Consider the following 23,271-nt stretch of genomic DNA (forward strand, 5'->3'; position numbering starts at 1 on the left):
TGTAGCACCCTAATTGGGCATGTGTCCCTCGAGCGAACCAGCGCCGTCCGAGAACACTCCTAAAAAGGCAGCCTGAGTGGCCGTGCCTGCCACGATATACCAAGTCACGAACAGGCCGGAGATCAGGGCGCCCGGCAGGCTCGATCCGGTCCGTCGCCAGGTGAAGGTCGCAATCACGGCGACGATCGCCAGCAGCGGCACAAACTGGATGGCGACGATGGTCGAGAGGGGCACGAAGCCGGGGTCGGGGAGCGGGTTGAAAAGCTTTCCGGTCAGCCAGAGCGTGCCATATTGCAGGACCAGCAGTACGATGAAGCCGAACGTCAGCGCCAGTATATTGGTCAGATAGAGCGTGAGCCGCGGCGTCTCCATCGTCGAGAAGTTCCGGTGCAGCACGTGCAGCGCCACGACGAAAAACGCCGTGAACGGAATCAGGTAGATCAGGAAGATCACAAACTGCTTCGCGTTCATCAGCTTCAACGCGACGATCCAGAAGCGGAAGTCGATCTTGAAGGCGAGGTCGGCGAGCCACAGCGCGGCATAGCCGACCGCGACCGAAGCGACCGCGATCACCACGGATTGGCCAACCAGTCCGGTCCGGGCGGTACGCCTTGGGGCGAAGCGCATCAGCGCCAGCGTGATCAGGCCGTTGATGACGGCCCAGATCAGGATCTGGTTCGTGATGCCCTGCGGCAGGAACGCCGTCGGTGGCGCGAAGCTACCGGCCAGCGCAAAAGCCGGATAGTAGGTCAGCGCCGGGATGAAGGCCGACAGGATCAAAGCCGCGGTCCAGCGCCGGCCGGTGGCGGCATGATGCGGCGGCGTGGTGCCGTCAGTGACCGCGGGCAGGCGGAGACGAGAGAACATCTGCGCTTCGAGCAGGCCGTCGAAAGTGCCGATCAACAGCGCGACGAAACCGGCAAACGCGATCAGCGTGCCGAGCTCCTTTCGGAACCAGATCTGGTCGTCGGCCGGCCGCGGCGCGCCGCCCTGCAAGGTCTTCGCGAACCAGTCGAGGCTGTAGCCGATCGCCTCATGCGAGATGTGCTCGGCCGGGTGAGTGATCGCCGGCGTGTACAGAACCCTGGCAGTGCCGGCCGCCGGGTCACCGTAAACCTTGCCCGGCTCGACCGGCCCCTGCGTGCCGAACATCGCCCACAGCTTGGGGCTCTTGGTGACATCGCGGGCGCGATCGACGCCCCACATCAGGGTGGAGAATTCCTCATACTGAGCAAACACCAAGGCGGTGTTGCGCGGCCAGCTGGGGGTGCCGTCGGCAGCGAATGGCTTACCGGTCGAGGAGCCCTCCAGCACCATCGACTTGTAGTCATTCGGCATCGCGGCGGCTGCGGCCAGCACCGTCCAGCCACCCATCGAGTGACCCTCGAGGCCGATATTGGCCTTGTCGACAATGTCGAGGCTGCGAAGGTAGGCGAGGCCGTCAGGGCCGCCAAAGCCGTTGGCAAAGGCGGGCGGGTCACTATAGCCATGGCCGGTCTGGTCCAGCGCCAGCACGACATAACCGCGGCGGGCGAATTCGATGGCGAAGCCGTCCTGGGTCTCCCGCGAGTTGATGTAGCCGTGGACGGCGAGAATGCCTGGTGCCCGGGTCTGTGCGGTGGCATTGGCAGGAACGTAGAGCAGGGCACTCATCGTGTTGCCCTTGGCACCCTTGAACCTGACATCCTGAATCCGGATGCCGCCGGCGGTCTGCGTCAAATGGGCGATGAGGCCGCCCACCACGATCAAGACCGCTCCCAGAATTGCCAAAGTCCATCGACCGCGCATCGTCCCCCCCTTGAATTGCGACTTTTAGCTCCGCCCTTTCGGCTTCGCTTTAGTTGTGGTTGATAGCCATATCCGAAGGCAAAGCGCGCACAAGCCGGGGAGGAAACCGTCCCCAGTTGAGATGCGATTGCGGATTCGCAAACGGCGCTAACCCTGTTATCTCCGCTGAGAAATTGCGCCGCACGGAACGCGGGCCGGCGGCGTGGATGAAGGCTTCGATCAGCGTCGTCAGACAGACGTTCAGGCTCTTTCGGAAGCGCAATGAGACGAACACTGAAGCAGAAAGTGAACTGAGATGTCCGGCACCGACAAGAGCAAGATGGGCCTCGCCCTCGACGGCCCCATCGTGATCCTGGTCGAGCCGCAGCTCGGCGAGAACATCGGCATGGCCGCGCGCGCCATGGGCAATTTCGCGCTTGGCGCTTTGCGCATCGTCAACCCCCGCGACGGCTGGCCCAACATCGCCGCCCAGCGCGCCGCGGCCGGCGCCGACCACATTCTGGAGAAGGTCGAACTGTTCGACACGGTCGGTGCGGCCGTTGCCGATCTCGACCTGCTGTTCGCCACCACCGCGCGCCCTCACGACCAGGCCAAGCCGGTGGTCGGGCCGGAAGCTGCGGCAGCCGAGATTTCGGCGCACGTGGCGACCGGCGGCCGGGCCGGCATTCTGTTCGGCCGGGAGCGCTGGGGCCTCACCAACGAGGAAGTCGGCCTCGCCAACCGCATCATCACCTTCCCGGTCAATCCGGGCTTCGCCTCGCTCAACCTCGCCCAGGCCGTACTGCTGGTCGGCTATGAATGGTTCAAGCAGGCGACCTCGGGCGCGCTGCCCCACGCCATGCCGGAGCGATCCGAGCGCGCCTCGCAGCATCAGATCCAGGCCTTCTTCGACAATCTGATCCGGGAGCTCGACAAGGTCGAATTCCTGCGCCCCGCCGAGAAGCGCGACACCATGCTGGTCAACCTGCGCAACATCTTCACCCGCATGGATCCGACCAAGCAGGACATGCATACCCTGCACGGCGTGGTGATGGCGATCGCCGAGGGCCGCAAGGGCCCGGCCAAGGGCGGCGTGCTCGATGGCGAGCAGGCGACGCGGCTGCGCGCGCTTCTGGCCGAGCACGGGCAGGGTGGAGCGCCCGACAGCGGCTCGACGGTGCGCGGGCTCGCGCGGCTGCTTCGCCGCAACCCGACCGACGCCGAGCGGCTGCTGTGGCAGGCGCTCACCCGCGACCGCCGCTTCGCCGGTCAGTTCAAGCGCCAGACCCCGGTGGGGCGGCACATCCCGGACTTCGTCTCGTTCCCGCACCGGATCGCGATCGAGCTGGTGAACCCCGGCGAGAGCGAGACGATCGCCGCCGACCGCGCGGCGCGGCGCACGTGGCTGGAGGCGCGTGATTATCGGGTGCTGGAGATGCGCGCCGCGGATGTGGAGCGCGAGCTGGAGACGGAGCTGGCACGGTTGCAAGGGATGGTCGCGGAAGGACCGGACGCTCCGTAGGCGATAGTTCTGGGCGTGTGCTCATAAGCCAATCATGATAGGTTGGCTGTCGGCAGAGGAAGTGTTCACCCGGTCCTGGACAACAAGGGGGCCTACCAGTGAAATCCTATTTTCAGTCGCCGGCCGTCGACGCGTTCGCCGCTGGGAGAGCTGACGTCCTGATCTTGATTGGCCGCATTCTACTGGCCTGGGTGTTCGTCGGAAGCGCCTACGGAGCGCTGGCCAACTTCAGCGGATCGGTGGGCTATTTCAGGTCGCTGAATCTTCCAGCAGCTGGGCTGTTCACTGCCGTGAATATCGTCGTGGAAGTATTGATATCCGTCGGTTTGATATTGGGTATCGGTACGCGCTACTGCGCGGTGCTGACGTTCCTGTTCGTGTTGGCGGCAACGATTGTTGCACATCGCTACTGGGAATATCCTCCCGGTGCGCAGCAGGCGGGACAATACAACAATTTCTTGAAGAACATCTCGATCATGGGCGGCGCGCTGTTGATCTTCGTCACCGGCGCGGGCCGTTTCAGTTTCGATCGCGCATCGTAGCTTTCATCGCTTCAGCTTGAGCTTGAATGCGTCCTCGAGCGCGCGACGGATATTCTTTAGGAGCGGCTTCAAAGCGTTGCCCACGAAGGCGGAGAGAAGCATCAGCCACGTCGCGAGCGCGGCACACCACAGCACGACTTCCACTATGTCAGGCATGATGCCCTCTCGAAAAATGACTTCTCTGAAATGAGGCGAGTGTCGCTCAATGGGGCCGACACCGCAAGTCGTCCCCAGAGTGGTGGCGGGTCGAAACACTCGGAATAGACTCGAAGATTGCGGCTTGCGCGCAGCCTTGCGCCAACGGAAGCGGGCCGGACCTGCAGCCGCGAAGTATGATCGCAGTCTCGTAGTCTGGTAGGGTGGGCAAAGCGCAGCGTGCCCACCATTCTTCGATCGTTCTGCCGAGGTAGAAATGGTGGGCACGGCGCTTTGCGCCTTTGCCCACCCTGTGGGACCTACACCGTTTCGAGCTGATCCGCTGCGCGCTTCTTCTTCGCCTTCGGCTGGGTGAGCAGGGGGCCGGCTGCAAGCGCGGCCGTATCGGCCACGCCCGGATCGCGCGAGATCATCGCCGCGACGATCGCGCCGTCGATCAAGAGCCCGAGCTGGTGCGCGAGCACTGCAGGCTCGCTCGAGCCGAGCTCAGCGGCGAGCTTCTCGATGTGGCCGAGCACGATCTTCTTGTGCTTCAGCGCGATGTTGCGGAACTGCTTCTGGTCCTTGTCGTGCTCGCCGACCGCATTGATGAACGGACAACCGTAGAAGCGATCTTCCGCGAACCAGCTCTTCAGCGCGGGGAAGATGCGCGCCAGCTTGGCCTGCGCGTCGCCCCCGCCTTCTTCCATGGCGCCGATGAACCATTCGCGCCACTGCTTGCCTTCGCTCTCCAGCACCGCGTTGACGAGATTGGTCTTGGAGCCGAACAATTTGTAGAGCGTGGTCTTCGCGGTGCCGGCTTCCTCGATGATCGCATCGATGCCGGTGGCGTTGATTCCGTTCTTGCAGAACAGATACGTCGCGGCGCTGAGCAGGCGCCCGCGTGCGGTCTCGTCGTCGCCGGCACCGGCGTGCGGCGAATTGGATTTCTTCTTGGACGACGTCTTGTTCAGCAAGGATCTGGCCATAGGCCGCAACTTAATCGCAGCCGCGCCGCATCAGCAAGCCGCATCTGTTCCGCGCTGAAAAGATTCGCACGGCAAAGCGCTTCTGCATCGCCTTTAAGCAGGAGGCGGCTGACCAATCCGCAGGCAGCGCGGCTAACCGGCTCCAATGCTTCGCGTTTCGGTCCTGGCCTCCTCTGGCACGCTCCGTGCAGGGAAACAGACCGTTCGGTACACTGCCGATTTCCTCGGCTGCCAGGGAGAAAACTGATGACTGCCGTCGTTCAAAAAACAGTGCTGACGGGTTGCCTCGCGCCCATCGACAAGAATGGCCTCGAGCAACTGATCGCCAACGGCAAGGCCAATCCGAAGGTCGTCAAGACCTTGAAATGCAAGACGGTCGCGGAAGGAAAATTCCGCCACGCCAATTACATCCGCAACCTGCCGCCCTACATCGTCGACGAGCCGCCGGGCCTTCTGGGCGACGACACCGCACCCAATCCGTCGGAAGCCTCGCTCGCCGCGCTCGGCTCCTGCCTCGCTGTCGGCCTGCACGCCAACGCCGTGCATCGTGGCTGGATCGTCAACAAGCTCGAGCTCGAGCTCGAAGGCGACCTCAACATCACCGCCGTCTGGGGCACCGGCGATATCTCCGACAAGCCGGTCGGCTTCACCGATGTCCGCGTCAAGGTCGACATGGAATGCGAGGATATCTCGCAGGACGAGATCAATGCGCTGGTCGTCCATGTGAAGCAATGGTCGCCGGTCGCCAACACCTTCATCCGCCCGGTCAATCTCGAGGTCGGCATCTGAGCCGACGGCAATAGGACATAAGGTGCGGGAGACGGTCATGGGTTCACTGGCTTTATCGCGGGTCGAGGCTGCAGATCAGCCCGCACCTTCCATTGCGGGCGAGGTGGCGCGGATCGCGCGGGAGCGGCTCGCGCCGCTCGCCACCGGCATCGATGACGGCTCGGTCTATCCGGCCGACGTGCTGCGCGAGTTCGGCGCGGTCGGCGCCTGGGGCAGTCACATGCCTCACGACGGTCCTGCGGATTTGCGCTGCGCGATCCAGGCGATGGCGGCGATCGGCGAGGTCTGCGGCGCCACGGCCTTTATGGCCTGGTGCCAGAACACGCTGGTCTGGTACGCCGCCAACTCGACCAACATGAAGCTCGCCAAACGCTTCGGCGATGCCTTCTCGACCGGCCGGGTGCTCGGCGGCACCGGGTTGTCAAATCCGATGAAGAGCTTTTTCGGAATTGAGAAGCTGAAGCTCAGGGGACGCAAGGTCGACGGCGGCTACATCGTGCGCGGTGCGCTGCCCTGGGTCTCCAATCTCGGCCCCGGCCATTATTTCGGGACCATCTTCGAACGCGAGGACGAGCCGGGCATCGCAAGCGGCGAGCCGGGGCAGGTGATGTTCTTGGCCGACTGCTCCGATCCCGCGATCACGCTGACGTCGTGCAAGCCATTCCTCGCCATGGACGGCACGGGCACCTATGGCGTGCAGTTCCGCGACGTCTTCGTGCCGGATGAGCTGATCCTCGCGGATCCCGCCGCGCCCTTCGTCAAGAAGATCCGCGCCGGCTTCATCCTGCTCCAGGCCGGCATGGCGCTCGGCCTGATCCGGGACTGCATCAACATCATGGACGAGGTCGATGGTTCTCTCGGCCATATCAACCGCTATCTGCCGCAGCAGCCGGTGCATTTCCGCGATCTCGCAGCCGAGCTCGAAAGCGAGACCATGGCGCTGGCGCGCGATCCCTACAACGAAGAGGAAACCTACTGGCGCAAGGTGATCGCGCTCAGGCTTCGCGCCGGCGAGGCCAGCGTCGCGGCGGCGCATGCGGCGATGCTGCATTGTGGCGCGCGCGGCTACTTGAAGAGCCACCGCGTGCAGCGGCGTCTGCGGGAGGCCTATTTCGTCGCGATCGTCACGCCCGCCACCAAGCAGCTGCGCAAGATGCTCGCCGACGCCTGACCTTCACGAGTCCACCCCCACGTCCACCGAACCTCAACGGAGAGGCTGCCATGACTGACGTTCTCATTAGTGCCGTCGAACTTGCCGATCTCTTGAAAGCCGAGCCGTGTGTCATCGTCGACACGCGCAATCCCGACGCCTACGCCGCCGGGCATCTTCCCAACGCCGTCAACGTGCATGAGATCTTCACCTTTCTGGCGACCTCGACGCCGGAAGGCATGGCCGAGCTGAAGACCAAGTTCGCCGAAGCTTTCGGCGGCGCCGGTCTTTCCGGCAAGGAAACAGCCGTGATCTACGAGCAGTCGATGAATTCCGGCTTCGGCCAGTCCTGCCGCGGCTACTATCTCCTCACCATGCTCGGCTATCCCAAGGTGAAGGTGCTGCATGGCGGTTTCGACGCCTGGTCGGCCGCGGGCTTTCCGGTGACGAAGGATGTCCCGGCGCCGGGCAAGGCGTCGTTCTCGATCGTGCCGGAAGCCGGCGAGATCCTGATCGATGCCAAGACCATGCTTGGCGCCGTCGGCAAGCCCGGCATCGCGATCCTCGACGTCCGCGACGTCGACGAATGGATCGGCGACAGCTCGTCGCCCTATGGCAAGGATTTCTGCCCGCGCAAGGGCCGCATCCCTGGCGCCGTGTGGCTGGAATGGTATCGCATGATGAAGCCGACCGCCGAAGGTCCGCGGTTCAAATCCAAGGACGAGATTCTGGCGGAATGCGCCACCGTCGGCATCTCGACGACCACGCCGGTCTATCTCTACTGCTTCAAGGGAGCGCGCGCCTCCAACACGTTCCTCGCGCTCAAGAACGCCGGCGTGAAGGATGTCCGGATGTATTTCGGCTCCTGGAACGAATGGTCGCGCGATCCCTCGCTGCCGATCGAGCAGGGCCTGCCGATCGCAACGGAGGTGACGACCAAGGCGGCGTGAGCGCGCGCCCGGTCCCGCACGTGTCCCCTTCTCCCCTTGTGGGAGAAGGTGGCGCGGAGCGCCGGATGAGGGTTGTTTCCGCGGGCTCAAAATGCAGATGACCACGCGCGGAAAGAACCCCTCACCCAAGTGAGTCTGGGTCTACCGGCGTTGCTGCCCTCTCCCACAAGGGGCGAGGGCACATCAACGTGCACCTCGCTCAGTGCGAGAGCATTTCATCTTTCCAATCTCATCATGCTCTAACCGTTGAAGCCCGCACGCGCACGCGGCGCTATTCCGAGCGCCTTGATCCGCGAGGCCAGGGTGGTCGGCTTGATATCCAGCATTTCCGCCGCGCCAGCGGGACCGAACACTTTCCCCGCGCAGGCATCGAGCGCGGCCAGGATGTTGGCGCGCTCGTTGTCGCGCATCTCGGACGCGGTCATCACCGCCGGGCGTGCGTCGACCTTCTGGCGCGCGGTGCCGGGTGCGATCTGGATGCCCGATGCATCCGGCAAATCGATGCGCAGCCGGCCGTTCTGCGACAGGATCGCGGCGCGCTCGATCACGTTCTGCAATTCGCGGACGTTGCCGGGCCAGTCATATCGGGCGAGCCGCCTTGCATCGCCCTCGGACAGTCGCAGGTTGGATTTCAGCGCCTTGCTCTCGCGGGTCAGGAAGTGCTGGGCCAGCAGCGGAATGTCCTCGCGCCGTTCGCGCAAGGGCACCGTCTCGATCGGAAACACGTTGAGGCGGAAATAGAGGTCCTCGCGAAACCGTCCGCGCTGCACCTCCTGCTTGAGATTGCGGTTGGTCGCGGCGATCACGCGAACATCCACGGTGCGTGTGCGCTCCTGGCCGACGCGCTCGAAGTTGCCCTCCTGCAGCACCCGCAGCAGCTTGCCTTGCAGCTCGATCGGGATCTCGCCGACCTCGTCGAGGAACAGCGTGCCGCCATCGGCGAGCTCGAAACGGCCGATGCGATCGCGCATCGCGCCCGTGAAGGCGCCGCGGACGTGGCCGAAAAATTCGCTTTCGAACAATTCGCGCGGGATCGCCGCGCAGTTGACCCGGATCAGCGGGCGGTCGCTGCGGGTGGAATCTTCGTGGATGGCGCGCGCGATCAGCTCCTTGCCGGTGCCGGATTCGCCGGTGATCATCACCGCCGCCGTGGTCGGCGCCACAAGCTTGACCTGACGCAGCGTCTTCTGCACCGCCGCGCTCTGACCGATGATGCCGCGGGGATTGGTCTCGATCCGGATCTCTTCCTGGAGATAGGCGTTCTCGAGCTCGAGCCGCTCGCGCAGGCGATCGACTTCGGCGAGCGCCGCGTGCAGCTTCTCGTCGGCCTCGCGCCGCTGGCTGACGTCGCGAAACACCACGACCGCGCCGACCACCACGCCGCGGTCGCGGATCGGGGTGGAGGTGTATTCGACCCAGGCCGGCGAACCGTCTTTGCGCCAGAACACTTCGCCATCGACCTGATGCACGGCACCGTCGCGGAAGGCTGCATAGATCGGGCAGTCATGGTCGGGATAGTGGCTGCCATCATGGTGGGTGTGATGCACGATCGGGTGGATTTCCTTGCCGACCAGCTCTTCGGCGGTCCAGCCCAGCATCCGCTCGGCCGCCGGGTTGACGAAGGTGGTCTTGCCCTCGGCGTTGACGCCATAGATGCCTTCGCCGGCGGCGCGCAGGATCAGCTGGTTCTCGCGCTCGATGTCTTGAAACACCCGCTCGACCCGCTGCCATGTGGCAATCCCGCCGCGCATGTGGTCCTCGGCTGCGGCATCGACATTGCGGCGGCGCCGCGCTTCGAGATCGGTGAGGGTGAGTAGCAGCAGCGTGCGGCCGTCATGGGGCACGAGGCAGCCGGCATATTCGAGCCGGAGACTTTGGCCAGTCGCGTGGCGCGGTGTCAGCGCCGCGGTCCAGTAGGCGCCCTTGTGCAGCACCGCCTGGGTGAACACGGTCAGTGCCGGGAGCTCGCCGGTATGAAGGGTGCTGGCCCTGGTCTGCTGTAACAGCGCGCGGTCGTAGCCGAGCAGGGCGCAGGCGGCTGGATTGGCGTCGATGATCTGGTCGCCATAGGGGTCGACCAGCAACATTGCCTCGACTGCGGATTCAAATGCGGCAACGCGCAGATCGATGGCCTTGACGGCTTCGTCGGGGGCGGACATTGGCGCCGTTGCCATTGCGAAATCTCGTAATTTGGTTACGATTTTTCGTATAGCACGAGTTTTCGTAGTGACCAAGCGGGAGCGAAATCGCTGCGTCATCAAGGCTCTGGCTCGACCAAAGCCCGTGGCATGCTCCTTGCGTAATTGCTCCTGCAATGACGCGCAGGAGGTTCGATGTCCACATTCGACGATCCGTTTGATCCCGATCGCAACCTTCGCGCCGGCTGCGTGTGCGGCGAGCATCGTTCCGCCGCGGAGCATGAACAGGCGGCTGTGGCGCCACGCTGCGATCCGGCGGAGAGCGAGGAGAAACGCTACGAGAGCGTGGTGGCCTCGGCCGTCATGCGCGCGATGTTTCCGCAGGATGTGGCGCGGCGCGCGTTCCTGAAATCAGTCGGTGCGTCCACCGCGCTTGCTGCGTTGTCGCAGTTCTTCCCGATCAAGACGGCGACCGAGGTGTTTGCTGATACCGGTACGCTCGAGAAAAAGGACCTCAAGGTCGGCTTCATCCCGATCACCTGCGCGACACCGATCATCATGGCGGCGCCCTTGGGGTTCTATGCCAAGCACGGTCTCAACGTCGACGTGGTCAAGACCGCCGGCTGGGCGGTGATCCGCGACAAGACCATCAACAAGGAATACGACGCCGCCCACATGCTGGCGCCGATGCCGCTTGCGATCTCGCTTGGCCTCGGCGCCAACGCCATTCCTTTGCGGTGCCCGCGATCGAGAACATCAACGGGCAGGGCATCGTGCTGGCGACCAAGCACAAGGACAAGCGCGATCCGAAAGACTGGAAGGGGATGAAGTTTGCGATTCCCTTCGACTACTCCATGCACAATTACCTGCTGCGGTACTATCTCGCCGAGCACGGGATCGATCCCGATACCGACGTGCAGTTGCGCTCGGTGCCGCCGCCGGAAATGGTCGCGAATTTGCGCGCCGACAACATCGACGGCTTCCTCGCACCCGACAATATCTGCCAGCGCGCGATCTATGACGGCGTCGGCTTCATGCACCTGCTGTCGAAGGATATCTGGGACGGTCATCCCTGCTGTAGTTTTGCGGCCAGCCGCGAGTTCATCACGACGGCGCCGAACAGTTTTGCTGCGCTGACGCGCGCCATCGTCGATGCGACGGCGTATGCGTCAAAGGCCGAGAACCGCAAGCAGATCGCGGAGGCAATCGCGCCGGCCAACTACATCAACGCGCCGGTGACGGTGCTGGAGCAGGTCTTGACCGGCACCTATGCCGACGGCCTCGGCGGTGTGAAGACCGACGCCAAGCGCGTCGATTTCGATCCGTTCCCCTGGCAATCGTTCGCGGTGTGGATGCTGACGCAGATGAAGCGCTGGGGCCAGATCAAGGGCGATGTCGATTACAAGGCGGTGGCCGAGCAGGTGTATCTGGCGACCGACACAAAGAAGCTGATGACCGAGATGGGCCTGACGCCGCCCACCACCGCCTACAAATCGTTCGCGGTGATGGGGAAGAATTTCGATCCGGCCAAGCCGGAGGATTATTTGGCGGGCTTCAAGATCAGGAAGGCGTCGTGAGGGGCCGCGCTGCTTCTCCGCTGTCGTCCCGGCGAAGGCCGGGACCCATACCGCGTGATCTATCGATGGCGGAAGGTAGTAGTACGGAACAACGACTCTTCGCCAAATTACTCCCTGGGGTTATGGGTCCCGGCCTTCGCCGGGACGACGTGTGGAGAGGTCTTGCGCAATGACGGCCTCCCTCCGCCTCCGCGCCGGCCTTGTCTCCATCGTGCTGCTCGCCGCATTCCTCGGCATCTGGCACCTTGCCACGCGCTCGACCGGCACTGTGGCCACGATGAGCCCGGAATACGCCAAGCTGATGGGCCTGACCGCGACGCAGGGCAAATCCGCCATGCCCGGCCCGCTCGACGTCGGCGCAAAGCTCTGGGAGCATCTGAGGCGGCCGTTCTACGACAACGGGCCGAACGACAAGGGGCTCGGCATCCAGCTCGGCTATTCCATCGCGCGCGTCGGCATCGGCTATCTCCTGGCCGTGCTCGTCGCGATCCCGCTCGGCTTCCTGATCGGCATGTCGCCGCTGTTGAGCAAGGCGCTCGATCCCTTCATCCAGGTGCTGAAGCCGATCTCGCCGCTGGCCTGGATGCCGCTCGCGCTCTACACCATCAAGGATTCCTCGATCTCCGCGATCTTCGTCATCTTCATCTGCTCGATCTGGCCGATGCTGCTCAATACCGTGTTCGGGGTCGCGAGCGTACGCAAGGAATGGATCAACGTCGCGCGAACGCTCGAGGTCGGAACGATCAGGCGCGCCTTCTCCGTGATCCTGCCGGCGGCGGCGCCGACGATCCTGACCGGCATGCGCATTTCGATCGGCATCGCCTGGCTTGTGATCGTCGCGGCCGAAATGCTCGTCGGCGGCACCGGCATCGGCTACTTCGTGTGGAACGAGTGGAACAATCTGTCGATCACCAACGTCATCATCGCGATCCTTCTGATCGGGGTCGTCGGCATGCTGCTCGACCAGATCCTCGCGCGCTTCACGCGCATGGTCACGTTTCCGGAGTAGGGCTGTGACCGAGAAATTCATTTCCATCGAAGCCATCGCAAAGCGCTATCCGGGCGCGGGCGGCGCGACAACGGCCGTGTTCGAGAATCTGTGGCTGTCGATGCCGCGCGGCGAGTTCGCTTGCGTCATCGGTCATTCCGGTTGCGGCAAGACCACCGTGCTCAACATCCTCGCCGGCCTCGACGCGCCGAGCGAGGGCGCCGTGATCGTCGACGGTCAGGCGATTTCGGGCACCAGCCTCGACCGCGCGGTGATCTTCCAGAGCCATGCGCTGTTGCCGTGGCGCACCGTGCTCGGCAACGTCGCTTACGCCGTGACCTCCAAATGGCGCAGCTGGGACCGCGCCAGGGTGAAGGCGCATGCGCAGACCTTCATCGATCTCGTCGGGCTGACAGGTTCGGAGCACAAGCGTCCGTCGGAGCTGTCCGGCGGCATGAAGCAGCGCGTCGGCATTGCGCGCGCGCTCTCGATCACGCCGAAGATCATGCTGATGGACGAGCCGTTCTCCGCGCTGGACGCGCTGACGCGCGGCACGCTGCAGGACGAGGTGCGGCGGATCTGTCTGGAGACCGGGCAGACCGCGTTCATGATCACGCATGACGTGGACGAGGCGATTTACCTCGCCGACAAGATCTTTCTGATGACCAACGGTCCGGGCGCAGTGCTCGCGGAAGTCGTCGAAAATCCGCTGCCGAAGGATCGCGGCCGGACCGACCTGCACCGGCATCCGCTGTACTACGCGTTGCGCAACCACGTCGTGGATTTCCTGGTGACGCGCAGCAAGACATTCACCGCCGAGACGCCCGATCACGATCCGCGCAATGTGCCAATGGTGCAGATCGGCAAGCCCGGATTGACGCTCGCCGCCAGCGATGAGCCACGACAGACACGGATACCCGGGACTGGTCCCGGACTGACTGCTCAAGAAAGGGAGAGCCTGACATGAAACGCGAAGACCTCACCGAAAAGCTGCTCGACATCAAGCGCGAGAAGGGCTGGAGTTGGAAACACATCTGCGAGCAGATCGGCGGCTATTCGGAGGTGCTGATTGTTGGCGCCATCCTCGGCCAGATGAAATTGACCAAGCCGCAAGCCGCCAATGCCGCTGAGCTGTTCGGCCTGTCGAAGGCCGAGACGTCCATGCTGAACGAGACCCCGATGCGCGGCATGCCGATGCCGCCGACCGATCCCCTGATCTATCGCTTCTACGAACTGGTCATGGTTAACGGCCCGGCGTGGAAGGCGCTGATCGAGGAGGAGTATGGCGACGGCATCATGTCGGCGATCGACTTCGACATGGTGATGGAGCGCTTGCCGAACCCAAAGGGCGACCGCGTCAGGATCACGATGAGCGGCAAATTCCTGCCCTACAAATATTACGGCGCCAGCGGCAACGTGCCGGAGTACGGCTTCAAGGAGGAGTGATCGATCCCTCCGTCATTCCGGACGCCGCGATAGCGGCGATCCGGAATCTCGAGATTCCGGGTTCGGTCCTACGGACCGCCCCGGAATGACAGTGCGTGCGGATGCCACTTTCACCTTACTTCCCCGCCTTCACCTCGGCGGCCGCCACAGCCGCGAGCTCGTTCATTTTGGCGCGAATCGCCTGCTCGGTGAGGGCCACGGTTTTGGCGGCGAAATCGGCCATGATCTTGCCCGGTACGCCGCCGGCCTCCTCGAACTCGGCGGCGACCACCTCCCTGGCGTAGGCTGCCGCGGCGTCGCCGGTGATTCCGAGCTTTTCCGCCGCCCACAGGCCCAGCAGCCGGTTGCGGCGGGCTTCCGCTCTGAATTTCTGCTCCTCGTCGAGGGCGAACTTCTTCTCAAAGCCTTCTTCGCGCTCGTGGAACGTGGTCATGGCTTTTCCATTCGTGCTGACTGGAGCCGGTTGGCCCTCGTTGCGACGGCCGCGACACATGCCTAGATAGGGGGCACGAATCGGCAAAACAACGAGCCGTTAAGCCGCAGGCAAGGCGGTATAATTCAGCGTCGGATGGGCCGGATCGATTGTGCTGGGACAGCCAATCGGATAGGTTGCCTAAGGCTTGGTTCCTGTTCTGTTTCCAAGGGTTGCAGATGGGTTCCCAGCTGTTCACGGCAGCTCCGCTGTGGGTCGTAGTTCTCGTCAACCGGAGCACACCAGATACATGGATTTCAACAAAACACGGTACATCCCCATGAGCCGTCGGCGTCGCATTTATGAAGGCAAGGCAAAGGTTCTTTACGAAGGTCCGGAGCCGGGTACCCTGATCCAGCACTTCAAGGATGACGCCACCGCGTTCAATGCGAAAAAGCATCAGGTGATCGAGGGCAAGGGTGTCCTCAACAACCGGATCTCGGAGTACCTGTTTCAGCACCTCAACGACATCGGGGTGCCGACCCACTTCATCCGCCGCCTCAACATGCGCGAGCAGCTGATTCTGCGAGGTCGAGATCGTGCCGCTCGAGGTCGTGGTGCGGAATGTCGCGGCCGGCTCGCTGTCGCAGCGCCTCGGCATCGAGGAAGGCACGCAGCTGCCGCGTTCGATCATCGAATTCTACTACAAGAACGACCAGCTCAACGACCCCATGGTGTCGGAAGAGCACATCACCGCGTTCGGCTGGGCGACGCCTCAGGAGATCGACGACATCATGGCGCTCGCCATCCGCGTCAACGACTTCCTCACCGGCCTCTTCCTCGGCATCGGCATCCGCCTCGTCGACTTCAAGATGGAATGTGGACGGCTGTTCGAGAACGAGATGATGCGGATCATCGTCGCCGACGAGATCTCGCCGGATAGCTGCCGTCTGTGGGACATCAAGTCGAACGAGAAGCTCGACAAGGACCGTTTTCGCAGAGATCTCGGCGGGCTGCTGGAGGCCTATACCGAAGTCGCCAAGCGGCTCGGCATCCTCATGGAGAACGAGCGTCCGGCGGGCTCCGGCCCGGTGCTGGTCAAGAGCTAAGAGGGATTTGACGTGAAGGCACGTGTCACCGTTACGTTGAAAACGGGTATTCTTGATCCGCAAGGCAAGGCCATCGAAGGCGCGCTGAAGTCGCTCGGCGTCGACGGCGTTGCCAGCGTCCGGCAGGGCAAGGTGTTCGACATCGAGCTCGCCGGCGCGGACAAGGCCAAGGCCGAAGCCGCGCTGAAGGATGCCGCCGACAAGCTGCTGGCGAATACCGTGATCGAGAATTATGCGATCGAGGTGAAGGCTTAAGGGACGGCCAATGCCCGAGGTGACGGCAGAGCTGATGTTCGAGGTGTTGAAATCGATCCAGGCGCGGCTTGCGCAGGTCGATGGCAAGATCGACGAGATGAAGCAGGAAATGCTGGCGTTGCGAACATCGCAAAATGCGGCTCGCCAGGAGATCACCAGCGTCTTTCAGGAAATTGCGGGGGTTCATGCCACGCTGGTCAGGCATGAGGGCCGGCTTGACCGGATCGACCGCCGGCTTGAACTCAACGATGCGTCTGTCCAGTAAATTCGGCCGCCTTCACAGCCACCCGACGCGGCGGAAGCGCCAGTACAATCCTATGCAGGTCAGCGCCATCAATCCCATCACGATGAAGTAGCCGTATTCGAGCTGCAGCTCCGGGATGTACTTGAAGTTCATCCCGTAGATGCCGGCGACGGCGGTCGGGACTGCGAGGATCGCGAGCCACGAAGCGAGCTTTTTCGAGACCGCGGTCTCCTGCGCCTGGCCGACGAGGAGGCTTGCCTCGAATGCGAAGGCCAGCACCTCGCGCATGGAATCGATGCGCTCCTGGATGTTGCGGACGTGATCGGTGACGTCGCGGAACAGGGTCTGCATGGCCGGGCGGACCATTGACAGCTCGTCATGCTCCAGGCGCCGGCAGACCTCGACCAGCGGACCGATGGCGTTGCGCAGGCGCAAGAGATCGCGGCGCAGCATGTAGAGCCGTTCGATCTGCGCCTTGGTGATCGCATTCGAGAGCACGTAGTCCTCGATCTCCTCGATTTCCTCGTGAATGCTCTCGAGCACGGGGGAGTAGTTGTCGACGATGAAATCCAGGATGGCATAGAGGATGTAGTCCTCGCCGCGCGCGAGCGCGCGCGGGCAGCTCTCGCAGCGTTCACGCACCGCCGTGTAGGAGGTCGAGGCGCCGTGCCGGACCGTCACGAGATAGCCGTCGCCGATGAAGATGTGGGTCTCGCCGAACGCGATCCGCCCCTCGATCAGTTGCGCCGTGCGCGCCACGATGAACAGGGCCTCGCCATATTGCTCGATCTTGGGCCGCTGATGGGCGTGGTTGGCGTCCTCGATGGCGAGTTCGTGCAGATCGAACTGCTTCTGCACCGCGCCGAGCAGCGCCATGTCGGGCTCATGCAGCCCGATCCAGACCACATGGCCGGGTTTCGCCCGCCAGCTCGAGGCCTCACTGATGGCGATATTGGCGACGCGCCGGCCGTCGACATAGGCGCCGGCGGCGACGACACCCTCGGCGGATAGCGGTTCGGACTGGGGCGCGGGCAGCGTCGGGACGTTCATGGCTTCAATCCCGGGCAAATCATTCGGCGAAAATGCCGTGGCTATGGCCTGTGCACAAAGCCGTCCGGCAAGGCTAGCACTGGTAAAATCTCCGTCAAATGGTTATGTCTGCTGGCGATTTGGCCCGCTGGCCAACCCGATTCCAGCCATCCCTTCGGAACCTCGATCATGAAAGCCGCCATCCTCGTGTTTCCCGGAATCAATCGCGAGCGCGACATGGCGCGCGCGCTGAGGCTGATCTCGGGCAACGAGCCGGCGATGGTGTGGCACGCCGAGACGTCGTTGCCTGATGGCACCGACCTCGTGGTCGTGCCCGGTGGCTTCTCCTACGGTGACTACCTTCGCTGTGGCGCGATTGCGGCGCGCGCGCCGGTGATGGATGCGGTGCGCGACTATGCGGCCGAGGGCGGCCTCGTGCTCGGCGTCTGCAACGGTTTTCAGATCCTGTGCGAATCCGGCCTGCTGCCGGGCGTGCTGATGCGCAACGCGCAGCTGAAATTCGTCTGCCGCGACGTGCATCTGCGCGTCGAACGCTCCGACACGCCGTTCACCCGCGGCTACAATGCGGGGCAGGTGATCCGTGTGCCGGTCGCGCACGGCGAGGGCAATTACGAGGCGGATGAAGAGACCATCAAGCGGCTCGAAGGCGAGGGGCGGGTGCTCTATCGCTACTGCTCGGCCGACGGCGTCGTCGACGAGAGCCACAACATCAACGGCGCGGCGCATTCCATCGCCGGTCTCGTCAACGACAAGGGCAACGTGCTCGGTATGATGCCGCATCCCGAAAATCACGTCGAAGACATCATGGGCTGCACCGACGGCCGCGGCCTGTTCGTCGGCCTGGTCCAGCACCTGAACAAGGCGGCGTGATTTCATTCGTGCTGAAGCGCGTCCTTGGTTCTAGCGCAGTTTCATCCGCTCCACCGGCACCGTCATCGCGGCGACGCCCGCCATGACCAGCAGCACTCCCAGCACGAGGTTCGCCGGCACGCTCTCGCCGAGCAGCAGCACAGATAGCCCCACGCCGATCGGAATGCGCAAGTACCCTTGCGCGTTCGTCGTCAGCGTGCCGAGCCGTCCCAGGCACATGTAGAACAGCATCAGTCCTAGGGCACTGGAGACGATGCCCATGACCATGGTGGCGACGATCGCCGTCGCGCTCGGATGCAGCGTCCAGGGCTGGTCGATGATCAGCGAGGGCGGCAGCAGCACGAGGCCGCCGAACAGCAGCGAACCGGCCGCCACCACCATCGGATCGTAATCGGACAGCCGCAGGCCGAAGATGGTGGCGCAGGCAAACGAGATCGTCGCAAGCAGGATCGCGATCTCGGCCACGATCTCGCTACTGAGACCGCGCAGCGCATCGAGGCCGACGATGACGATTGTGCCGGCGAGGCCGAGGATCGCGCCCGCCAGCTTCAACAGCGTCGCCGGCTCGTGGCGGGTGATCAGCGACGTGATCAGGAAGGCAAAAATCGGCGTCGTCGAGGCCAGCACCACCGTGTTCGAGGCCGGCACATAGAGCTGCGACCAGGTGATGATCAGGAACGGAAAAGTCGAGTTGATCAGCTGCTGGACCGCGAACAACTTCCAGGCCTTGGCGTCGGTGGGAATCCTGACGCCACGCATCCACAGGATCGCGAACAGGAAGGCGGCCGCGATCAGCGAGCGCACCGAGATGAAGGTGATCGGCGGGATCGTGTCCAGCGCGAGCTTGGCCAGTGGATAGGTCGAGCTCCAGCAACACGCGAGCGCGAACAGCAGCGCGTAGTCACGCCAGTTGCGCGCGCCGATGGCGCTCACGGACGGTGACGGCGATGCTTCGGATGCTGCCGTTCGCCCCACCCTCGATGTGCTCTGCGGCACCTTGATCTTGCTCCCAGCGCGACAGCGCTCGGATCAAGTCTGGGCGAGGGGGCGTCAAAAGGGAAGGCGGCGAGCTATGCGTTTGCCTGAGGTTGTGCCTTCCGCTTCACCCGCTTGATCGTCCCGGAAAAGGTGAACAGTGGCCGCCCGCCGGACGTCAGCTTGCCGCGCAGGAAGATCAGCGAGCCGCCGGCGCGGGAGACCTCGCCGACGCATTCGATCAACTCGCCTTCGCGCGCCGCATCGAGGAAGTCGCAGGCAAAATTGGTGGTCACCGCTGGCCCGTCGAGTTCGTGGGTGGCGATCGCGAACAGGCAATAATCGGCGAATGCCATGAAGCATCCGCCATGAACGTTCCCGGAGCCGTTGAGGTGCTTTTTCTCGACCCGGAAGGCTGAGCGGACGCTGCCGTCCTGCTCGATCTTGTGCCAGAACGGGCCGATATGGCTCTCGAAACTGTCGCGAATCCAGGTCCGCCAGCCCGCAAATTCGCCCTCGGTGGCGATGTGGAGGTCGGGGCGGCGGGGCGGGGGCGCTTTGGTCAATTCGTGCAAGGAAATGGGCCTTCAATTGCGGGTCTCTAGCCCTTAAATCCGATCTGTCCGCGCCGTGCAATTCCTGTTCCCGCGACCCCCGGCCGCAAAACGTGGGACAGCGGGAAAATGCGCCATAAAGGGCTTTTCCAAGTCCCCTGATGTTCTTAAGAACGGCCAACTGCTGCCGAAAGCCCCGAATCCATGAAGAACGAACCCAAGATCACCCCCGAGCTGATTGCCGCCCACGGGCTCAAGCCGGACGAGTATGAGCGCATCCTGAAGCTGATCGGACGGCAGCCGACCTTCACCGAGCTCGGCATCTTCTCGGCGATGTGGAACGAGCACTGCTCGTACAAATCCTCGCGCCTCCATCTGAAGGGCCTCCCGACCAAGGCGCCCTGGGTGATTCAGGGCCCCGGCGAGAACGCCGGCGTGATCGACATCGGCGACGGCCAGGCCGTGGTCTTCAAGATGGAGAGCCACAACCATCCGAGCTACATCGAGCCCTATCAGGGCGCGACCACCGGCGTGGGCGGTATCCTGCGCGACGTCTTCACCATGGGCGCGCGCCCGATCGCCTGCCTCAATGCGCTGAGCTTTGGCGCGCCCGAGCACGCCAGGACCCGGCATCTGGTCTCCGGCGTGGTTGCCGGTGTCGGCGGCTACGGCAATTCCTTCGGCGTGCCGACGGTCGGCGGCCAGGTGCGCTTCCACACCCGCTATGACGGCAACATCCTCGTCAACGCGATGGCGGTCGGCCTCGCCGAGACCGACAAGATCTTCTATGCGGCCGCCTCCGGCGTGAACATGCCGATCGTCTATCTCGGCTCCAAGACAGGGCGCGACGGCATCCACGGTGCTTCGATGGCCTCGGCCGAGTTCGACGACAAGTCCGAGGAGAAGCGCCCGACCGTGCAGGTCGGCGACCCCTTCGCCGAGAAGCTGCTGCTAGAAGCCTGCCTCGAGATCATGGAAGCCGATTGCGTGATCGCGATCCAGGACATGGGCGCGGCGGGCCTCACCTGCTCGGCGGTCGAGATGGGCGCCAAGGGCGACCTCGGCGTCGATCTCGATCTCGACGCGGTGCCGACCCGCGAGACCGGCATGAGCGCCTACGAGATGATGCTCTCGGAGAGCCAGGAGCGCATGCTCATGGTGCTCAAGCCCGAGAAGGAGAAGGAAGCCGAGGCGATCTTCAAGAAGTGGGGGCTCGATTTCGCCGTGGTCGGCTACACCACGCCGAGCAAGCGCTTCGTGGTCAAGCACGGCGGCGACGTCATGGCCGACCTGCCGATCAAGGAACTCGGCGACGAGGCGCCGCTCTATGACCGCCCGCATGTCGCCTCCGCCGCGCTGCCGGTCGTGCACGCCCGCGAGGTGCCCGCGCCAATGGGTGTCGGTGCCGCGCTGGAAAAGCTGATCGGCACGCCGGACATGTGCAGCAAGCGCTGGGTCTGGGAGCAGTACGACCACGTCATCCTCGGCAACACCATGCAGCGCCCCGGCGGCGATGCCGCAGTCGTGCGCGTTCAGGATGGACCGAAGGGCCTGGCGCTGACCGTCGACGTCACGCCGCGCTACTGCGAAGCCGATCCCTACCAGGGCGGCATGCAGGCGGTGGCGGAAGCCTGGCGCAACATCACCGCCGTTGGCGGCAAGCCGCTCGCGATCACCGACAATCTCAACTTCGGCAATCCGGAGCGCCCCGAGATCATGGGCCAGTTCGTCGGCTGTCTGAAGGGCATTTCGGACGCCTGCCGCGCGCTCGACTTCCCGGTCGTCTCAGGCAACGTCTCGCTCTACAACGAGACCAATGGCCGCGCGATCCTGCCGACGCCTTCGATCGGCGGTGTCGGTCTGCTCGACGACTTCACCAAATCCGCGTCGCTCGCCTTCAAGGCGGAGGGCGAGGCGATCCTTTTGATCGGCGAAACTCATGGCTGGCTCGGCCAGTCCGTCTATCTGCGCGACATCTGCGGTCGTGAAGAGGGTGCGCCGCCGCCGGTCGATCTCGCCGCCGAGAAGCGCAACGGCGATTGCGTGCGTGGCATGATCCATGCTGGCACCGCCACCGCCGCCCATGATCTCTCGGATGGCGGCCTGCTGGTCGCACTCGCCGAGATGGCGATGGCCAGCGGCATCGGCGCGAAGCTGCTCGCGGCGCCAGCTGCGCTCGTGTCGCAGGCCTATTGGTTCGGCGAAGACCAGGCGCGCTATCTCGTCACCGTGCCCGAAGCAGAAGCCGGCCGAGTGCTGGCCAAGATGCGCGGCTGCGAGGTGCCCTGCGTGCGGATCGGCACCACCGGCAGCGAGGCGATTGCGATCGCCGGCGAAGCACCGGTTGCGATCGACACGCTGCGCGCCTCGTTCGAGCGCTGGCTGCCCGAGTATATGAGCGGGAAGGCGGCCTGAGGGGCTGCCTCAAACTCCGTCAATGCGAGGACCGTAGCCCGGATGGAGCGCAGCGTAATCCGGGAGCGTGCCGAAGGGCGAGAAACCCGGATTACGCTGCGCTCCATCCGGGCTACGGGTCACGTCTACAACACGTGCGAGGCGCCCGGAATCTTTCGCAGCGCCGCCGTCAGGCCCCAGCTCAGGATCACCGTGAGCACAAAGACGACCGCGGCCTTCACGATCGCGGGCAGTGCGTAATCGAACAATGCGTATTGCAGCCACAGGGCGATTGGGTAGTGCACCAGGAACATGCCATAGGCATCCCCCTGCATGCGATCGAGCAGGTTCTGCGCCGGCGACTTCTGGTGCAGGAAGAAGGCGAGGATCGCGAGCAGGATCGCGGCCGAGAACAGCGCGAGATACGTGCCGTAGATCGCCTGGTACCAGTGCGGCAGCACGTCGGGATTTCCGAGGATCTCGCGCTTGACGTAGATCATGCCCCACATCAGGCAGTAGGGGACCAGCGTCGCGATCACCCATAGCCAGCGGTTCTTCGGGAGCTGGCCGTCGGCGCTGAGGATGCCGCGATCGAAATTCGCCGCGCCGACGCTGACGCCAATGAAGAAATAGGCGAAGTAGAGCAGGATGCGGCTTGCCTGCACCGAGAAGGGCCCGAACTCGAACCATTTGTTGGCGCCGAAATACATCAGCACCGGCACGTAGACGCTGACGGTCACGACCGCGAGCATCAGCCAGAACAGGGCCGGGCGCTCAAAGCCCGCGAGCGAGACGCGATTGCCCGGATCGACCAGATGCGCCGAAACCCGGTAGAGCAGGCTCGCGGTGAGGTCGAATGCCAACAGCACCCACACGAACCAGATTGGGCCGCTCGGCCACGGGCCGACGGTGACGGTCTTCCACCAGAACGCCGCGAAGGTCAGCTCAGGATTTTCGCGCAGCGCGATCGCGTAATAAGCGAGCGGAATGACGGTGAAAGCCGCGATCGCGAACGGCAGTCCCAGCCGCAGCAGGCGGTCGCGCAGGAAGACCGATGGCGCCTTGCGCGCGATGCCGGACCACGTGAACAGGCCCGACAGGAAGAAGAACATCGCCATGAAGAAGCTGTCGGTGGCGAGCACGACGATGTCGAACCCGATCCAGGAGGTCGGGTCGGTATGGCCGAAATAGGTATAGGGAATGACGGCGTGATGCAGCAGCACCACCAGCGTCAGGAAGGTGCGGGCGCGGTCGAGCGAGAGGTTGCGCGCCTTGCTCGTGGCGCCAGCGTGAACCTCCGCACCGACCGCGGCAGAATGTGACATCGTGATCATGGTCGCCCCAGTCGCGCTCTTGTCTCGCCCGGACTCTGCAACCGGGAACCCGATTCAGCAAGGCCGGTTTCGGCCGGGCCA

General features: G+C 63.9%; 21 protein-coding genes and 2 pseudogenes. 14 read left to right on the forward strand and 9 right to left on the reverse strand.

Features of this window, described 5'->3' with window-relative positions:
• Positions 1 to 9: 9 nt before the first annotated feature.
• A complete protein-coding gene (locus tag AB8Z38_RS01350; RefSeq protein ID WP_369726719.1) occupies positions 10 to 1,743 on the reverse strand; it encodes an alpha/beta hydrolase family protein in 1,734 nt (577 codons plus the stop codon).
• A 340-nt stretch (positions 1,744 to 2,083) separates the two neighbouring features.
• Here AB8Z38_RS01350 and AB8Z38_RS01355 point away from each other — a divergent pair, with 340 nt between their 5' ends.
• Together AB8Z38_RS01355 and AB8Z38_RS01360 are read left to right on the forward strand one after the other, a co-directional pair.
• On the forward strand, positions 2,084 to 3,289 hold the full coding sequence (locus tag AB8Z38_RS01355; RefSeq protein ID WP_369722716.1) for a TrmJ/YjtD family RNA methyltransferase: 1,206 nt from the start codon (positions 2,084 to 2,086) through the stop codon (positions 3,287 to 3,289).
• A 98-nt stretch (positions 3,290 to 3,387) separates the two neighbouring features.
• A complete protein-coding gene (locus AB8Z38_RS01360) occupies positions 3,388 to 3,831 on the forward strand; it encodes a DoxX family protein (protein WP_369722717.1) in 444 nt (147 codons plus the stop codon).
• Positions 3,832 to 3,834: 3 nt separating this feature from the next.
• Here the strand turns inward: AB8Z38_RS01360 and AB8Z38_RS01365 are convergent, their stop codons facing one another.
• Together AB8Z38_RS01365 and AB8Z38_RS01370 are read right to left on the reverse strand one after the other, a co-directional pair.
• Positions 3,835 to 3,987 carry a hypothetical protein gene (locus tag AB8Z38_RS01365; RefSeq protein ID WP_369722718.1) on the reverse strand — a complete coding sequence of 51 codons (153 nt, stop codon included), beginning with the start codon at positions 3,985 to 3,987 and terminating at the stop codon, positions 3,835 to 3,837.
• A gap of 299 nt (positions 3,988 to 4,286) precedes the next feature.
• Entirely contained in the window at positions 4,287 to 4,955 is a 669-nt protein-coding gene (locus AB8Z38_RS01370) for a TetR/AcrR family transcriptional regulator (RefSeq protein WP_369722719.1), read from the reverse strand.
• A gap of 246 nt (positions 4,956 to 5,201) precedes the next feature.
• Here AB8Z38_RS01370 and AB8Z38_RS01375 point away from each other — a divergent pair, with 246 nt between their 5' ends.
• The 3 genes from AB8Z38_RS01375 to AB8Z38_RS01385 are packed head-to-tail and all read left to right on the forward strand — an operon-like array spanning position 5,202 to position 7,844.
• Positions 5,202 to 5,744: an OsmC family protein gene (locus AB8Z38_RS01375; protein ID WP_369722720.1), complete on the forward strand. Its 543-nt coding sequence runs from the start codon at positions 5,202 to 5,204 to the stop codon at positions 5,742 to 5,744.
• A 37-nt stretch (positions 5,745 to 5,781) separates the two neighbouring features.
• On the forward strand, positions 5,782 to 6,915 hold the full coding sequence (locus AB8Z38_RS01380) for an acyl-CoA dehydrogenase family protein (RefSeq protein WP_369722721.1): 1,134 nt from the start codon (positions 5,782 to 5,784) through the stop codon (positions 6,913 to 6,915).
• A 50-nt stretch (positions 6,916 to 6,965) separates the two neighbouring features.
• Positions 6,966 to 7,844 carry a sulfurtransferase gene (locus AB8Z38_RS01385; protein ID WP_369722722.1) on the forward strand — a complete coding sequence of 293 codons (879 nt, stop codon included), beginning with the start codon at positions 6,966 to 6,968 and terminating at the stop codon, positions 7,842 to 7,844.
• Between the two features lie 239 nt (positions 7,845 to 8,083).
• Here AB8Z38_RS01385 and AB8Z38_RS01390 read toward each other — a convergent pair whose 3' ends face one another.
• Entirely contained in the window at positions 8,084 to 10,018 is a 1,935-nt protein-coding gene (locus tag AB8Z38_RS01390) for a sigma 54-interacting transcriptional regulator (RefSeq protein WP_369722723.1), read from the reverse strand.
• 522 nt (positions 10,019 to 10,540) lie between these two features.
• Between AB8Z38_RS01390 and AB8Z38_RS01395 the strand changes: the two are divergent.
• The 4 genes and pseudogenes from AB8Z38_RS01395 to cynS all read left to right on the forward strand — a co-directional run bounded on the left by AB8Z38_RS01395 (position 10,541) and on the right by cynS (position 13,993).
• Positions 10,541 to 11,559, forward strand: a pseudogene (locus AB8Z38_RS01395) (CmpA/NrtA family ABC transporter substrate-binding protein).
• A gap of 169 nt (positions 11,560 to 11,728) precedes the next feature.
• Entirely contained in the window at positions 11,729 to 12,568 is an 840-nt protein-coding gene (gene ntrB / locus AB8Z38_RS01400; protein ID WP_369722724.1) for a nitrate ABC transporter permease, read from the forward strand.
• A gap of 4 nt (positions 12,569 to 12,572) precedes the next feature.
• Positions 12,573 to 13,514 (forward strand): ABC transporter ATP-binding protein, encoded by a 942-nt coding sequence (locus AB8Z38_RS01405; protein WP_369722725.1) that lies wholly within the window; start codon positions 12,573 to 12,575, stop codon positions 13,512 to 13,514.
• A complete protein-coding gene (cynS, locus tag AB8Z38_RS01410) occupies positions 13,511 to 13,993 on the forward strand; it encodes a cyanase (RefSeq protein ID WP_369722726.1) in 483 nt (160 codons plus the stop codon). The genes AB8Z38_RS01405 and cynS overlap by 4 nt, the downstream gene beginning before the upstream one ends.
• Positions 13,994 to 14,108: 115 nt before the next feature.
• On the opposite strand, the gene AB8Z38_RS01415 is transcribed toward cynS, so the two are convergent.
• A complete protein-coding gene (locus tag AB8Z38_RS01415; RefSeq protein WP_369722727.1) occupies positions 14,109 to 14,426 on the reverse strand; it encodes a DUF1476 domain-containing protein in 318 nt (105 codons plus the stop codon).
• A 319-nt stretch (positions 14,427 to 14,745) separates the two neighbouring features.
• Between AB8Z38_RS01415 and purC the strand changes: the two are divergent.
• The 3 genes and pseudogenes from purC (at position 14,746) to AB8Z38_RS01430 (ending at position 16,034) form a co-directional block, all read left to right on the forward strand.
• Positions 14,746 to 15,514, forward strand: a pseudogene (gene purC, locus AB8Z38_RS01420) (phosphoribosylaminoimidazolesuccinocarboxamide synthase).
• A 12-nt stretch (positions 15,515 to 15,526) separates the two neighbouring features.
• Positions 15,527 to 15,769: a phosphoribosylformylglycinamidine synthase subunit PurS gene (gene purS, locus AB8Z38_RS01425; RefSeq protein WP_247439507.1), complete on the forward strand. Its 243-nt coding sequence runs from the start codon at positions 15,527 to 15,529 to the stop codon at positions 15,767 to 15,769.
• A 10-nt stretch (positions 15,770 to 15,779) separates the two neighbouring features.
• Entirely contained in the window at positions 15,780 to 16,034 is a 255-nt protein-coding gene (locus AB8Z38_RS01430; RefSeq protein WP_369722728.1) for a hypothetical protein, read from the forward strand.
• 12 nt (positions 16,035 to 16,046) lie between these two features.
• On the opposite strand, the gene corA is transcribed toward AB8Z38_RS01430, so the two are convergent.
• Entirely contained in the window at positions 16,047 to 17,063 is a 1,017-nt protein-coding gene (gene corA, locus AB8Z38_RS01435) for a magnesium/cobalt transporter CorA (RefSeq protein WP_369722729.1), read from the reverse strand.
• A gap of 168 nt (positions 17,064 to 17,231) precedes the next feature.
• Here corA and purQ point away from each other — a divergent pair, with 168 nt between their 5' ends.
• Positions 17,232 to 17,933, forward strand: a complete 702-nt coding sequence (gene purQ, locus AB8Z38_RS01440) for a phosphoribosylformylglycinamidine synthase subunit PurQ (protein ID WP_369722730.1) — start codon at positions 17,232 to 17,234, stop codon at positions 17,931 to 17,933.
• A gap of 30 nt (positions 17,934 to 17,963) precedes the next feature.
• Here purQ and AB8Z38_RS01445 read toward each other — a convergent pair whose 3' ends face one another.
• Both AB8Z38_RS01445 and AB8Z38_RS01450 read right to left on the reverse strand, forming a co-directional pair.
• Complete coding sequence (locus tag AB8Z38_RS01445) at positions 17,964 to 18,929, reverse strand: DMT family transporter (protein WP_369722731.1); 966 nt, start codon at positions 18,927 to 18,929, stop codon at positions 17,964 to 17,966.
• A 74-nt stretch (positions 18,930 to 19,003) separates the two neighbouring features.
• On the reverse strand, positions 19,004 to 19,483 hold the full coding sequence (locus AB8Z38_RS01450; RefSeq protein WP_369722732.1) for a PaaI family thioesterase: 480 nt from the start codon (positions 19,481 to 19,483) through the stop codon (positions 19,004 to 19,006).
• A gap of 183 nt (positions 19,484 to 19,666) precedes the next feature.
• Here AB8Z38_RS01450 and purL point away from each other — a divergent pair, with 183 nt between their 5' ends.
• Positions 19,667 to 21,877 (forward strand): phosphoribosylformylglycinamidine synthase subunit PurL, encoded by a 2,211-nt coding sequence (purL, locus tag AB8Z38_RS01455; RefSeq protein ID WP_369722733.1) that lies wholly within the window; start codon positions 19,667 to 19,669, stop codon positions 21,875 to 21,877.
• Between the two features lie 125 nt (positions 21,878 to 22,002).
• Here the strand turns inward: purL and AB8Z38_RS01460 are convergent, their stop codons facing one another.
• Positions 22,003 to 23,190, reverse strand: coding sequence for an acyltransferase (locus AB8Z38_RS01460; RefSeq protein WP_369722734.1), 1,188 nt, complete (start codon positions 23,188 to 23,190; stop codon positions 22,003 to 22,005).
• Positions 23,191 to 23,271 lie beyond the last annotated feature (81 nt).

This window comes from Bradyrhizobium sp. LLZ17 (assembly GCF_041200145.1).
GTDB lineage: Bacteria > Pseudomonadota > Alphaproteobacteria > Rhizobiales > Xanthobacteraceae > Bradyrhizobium.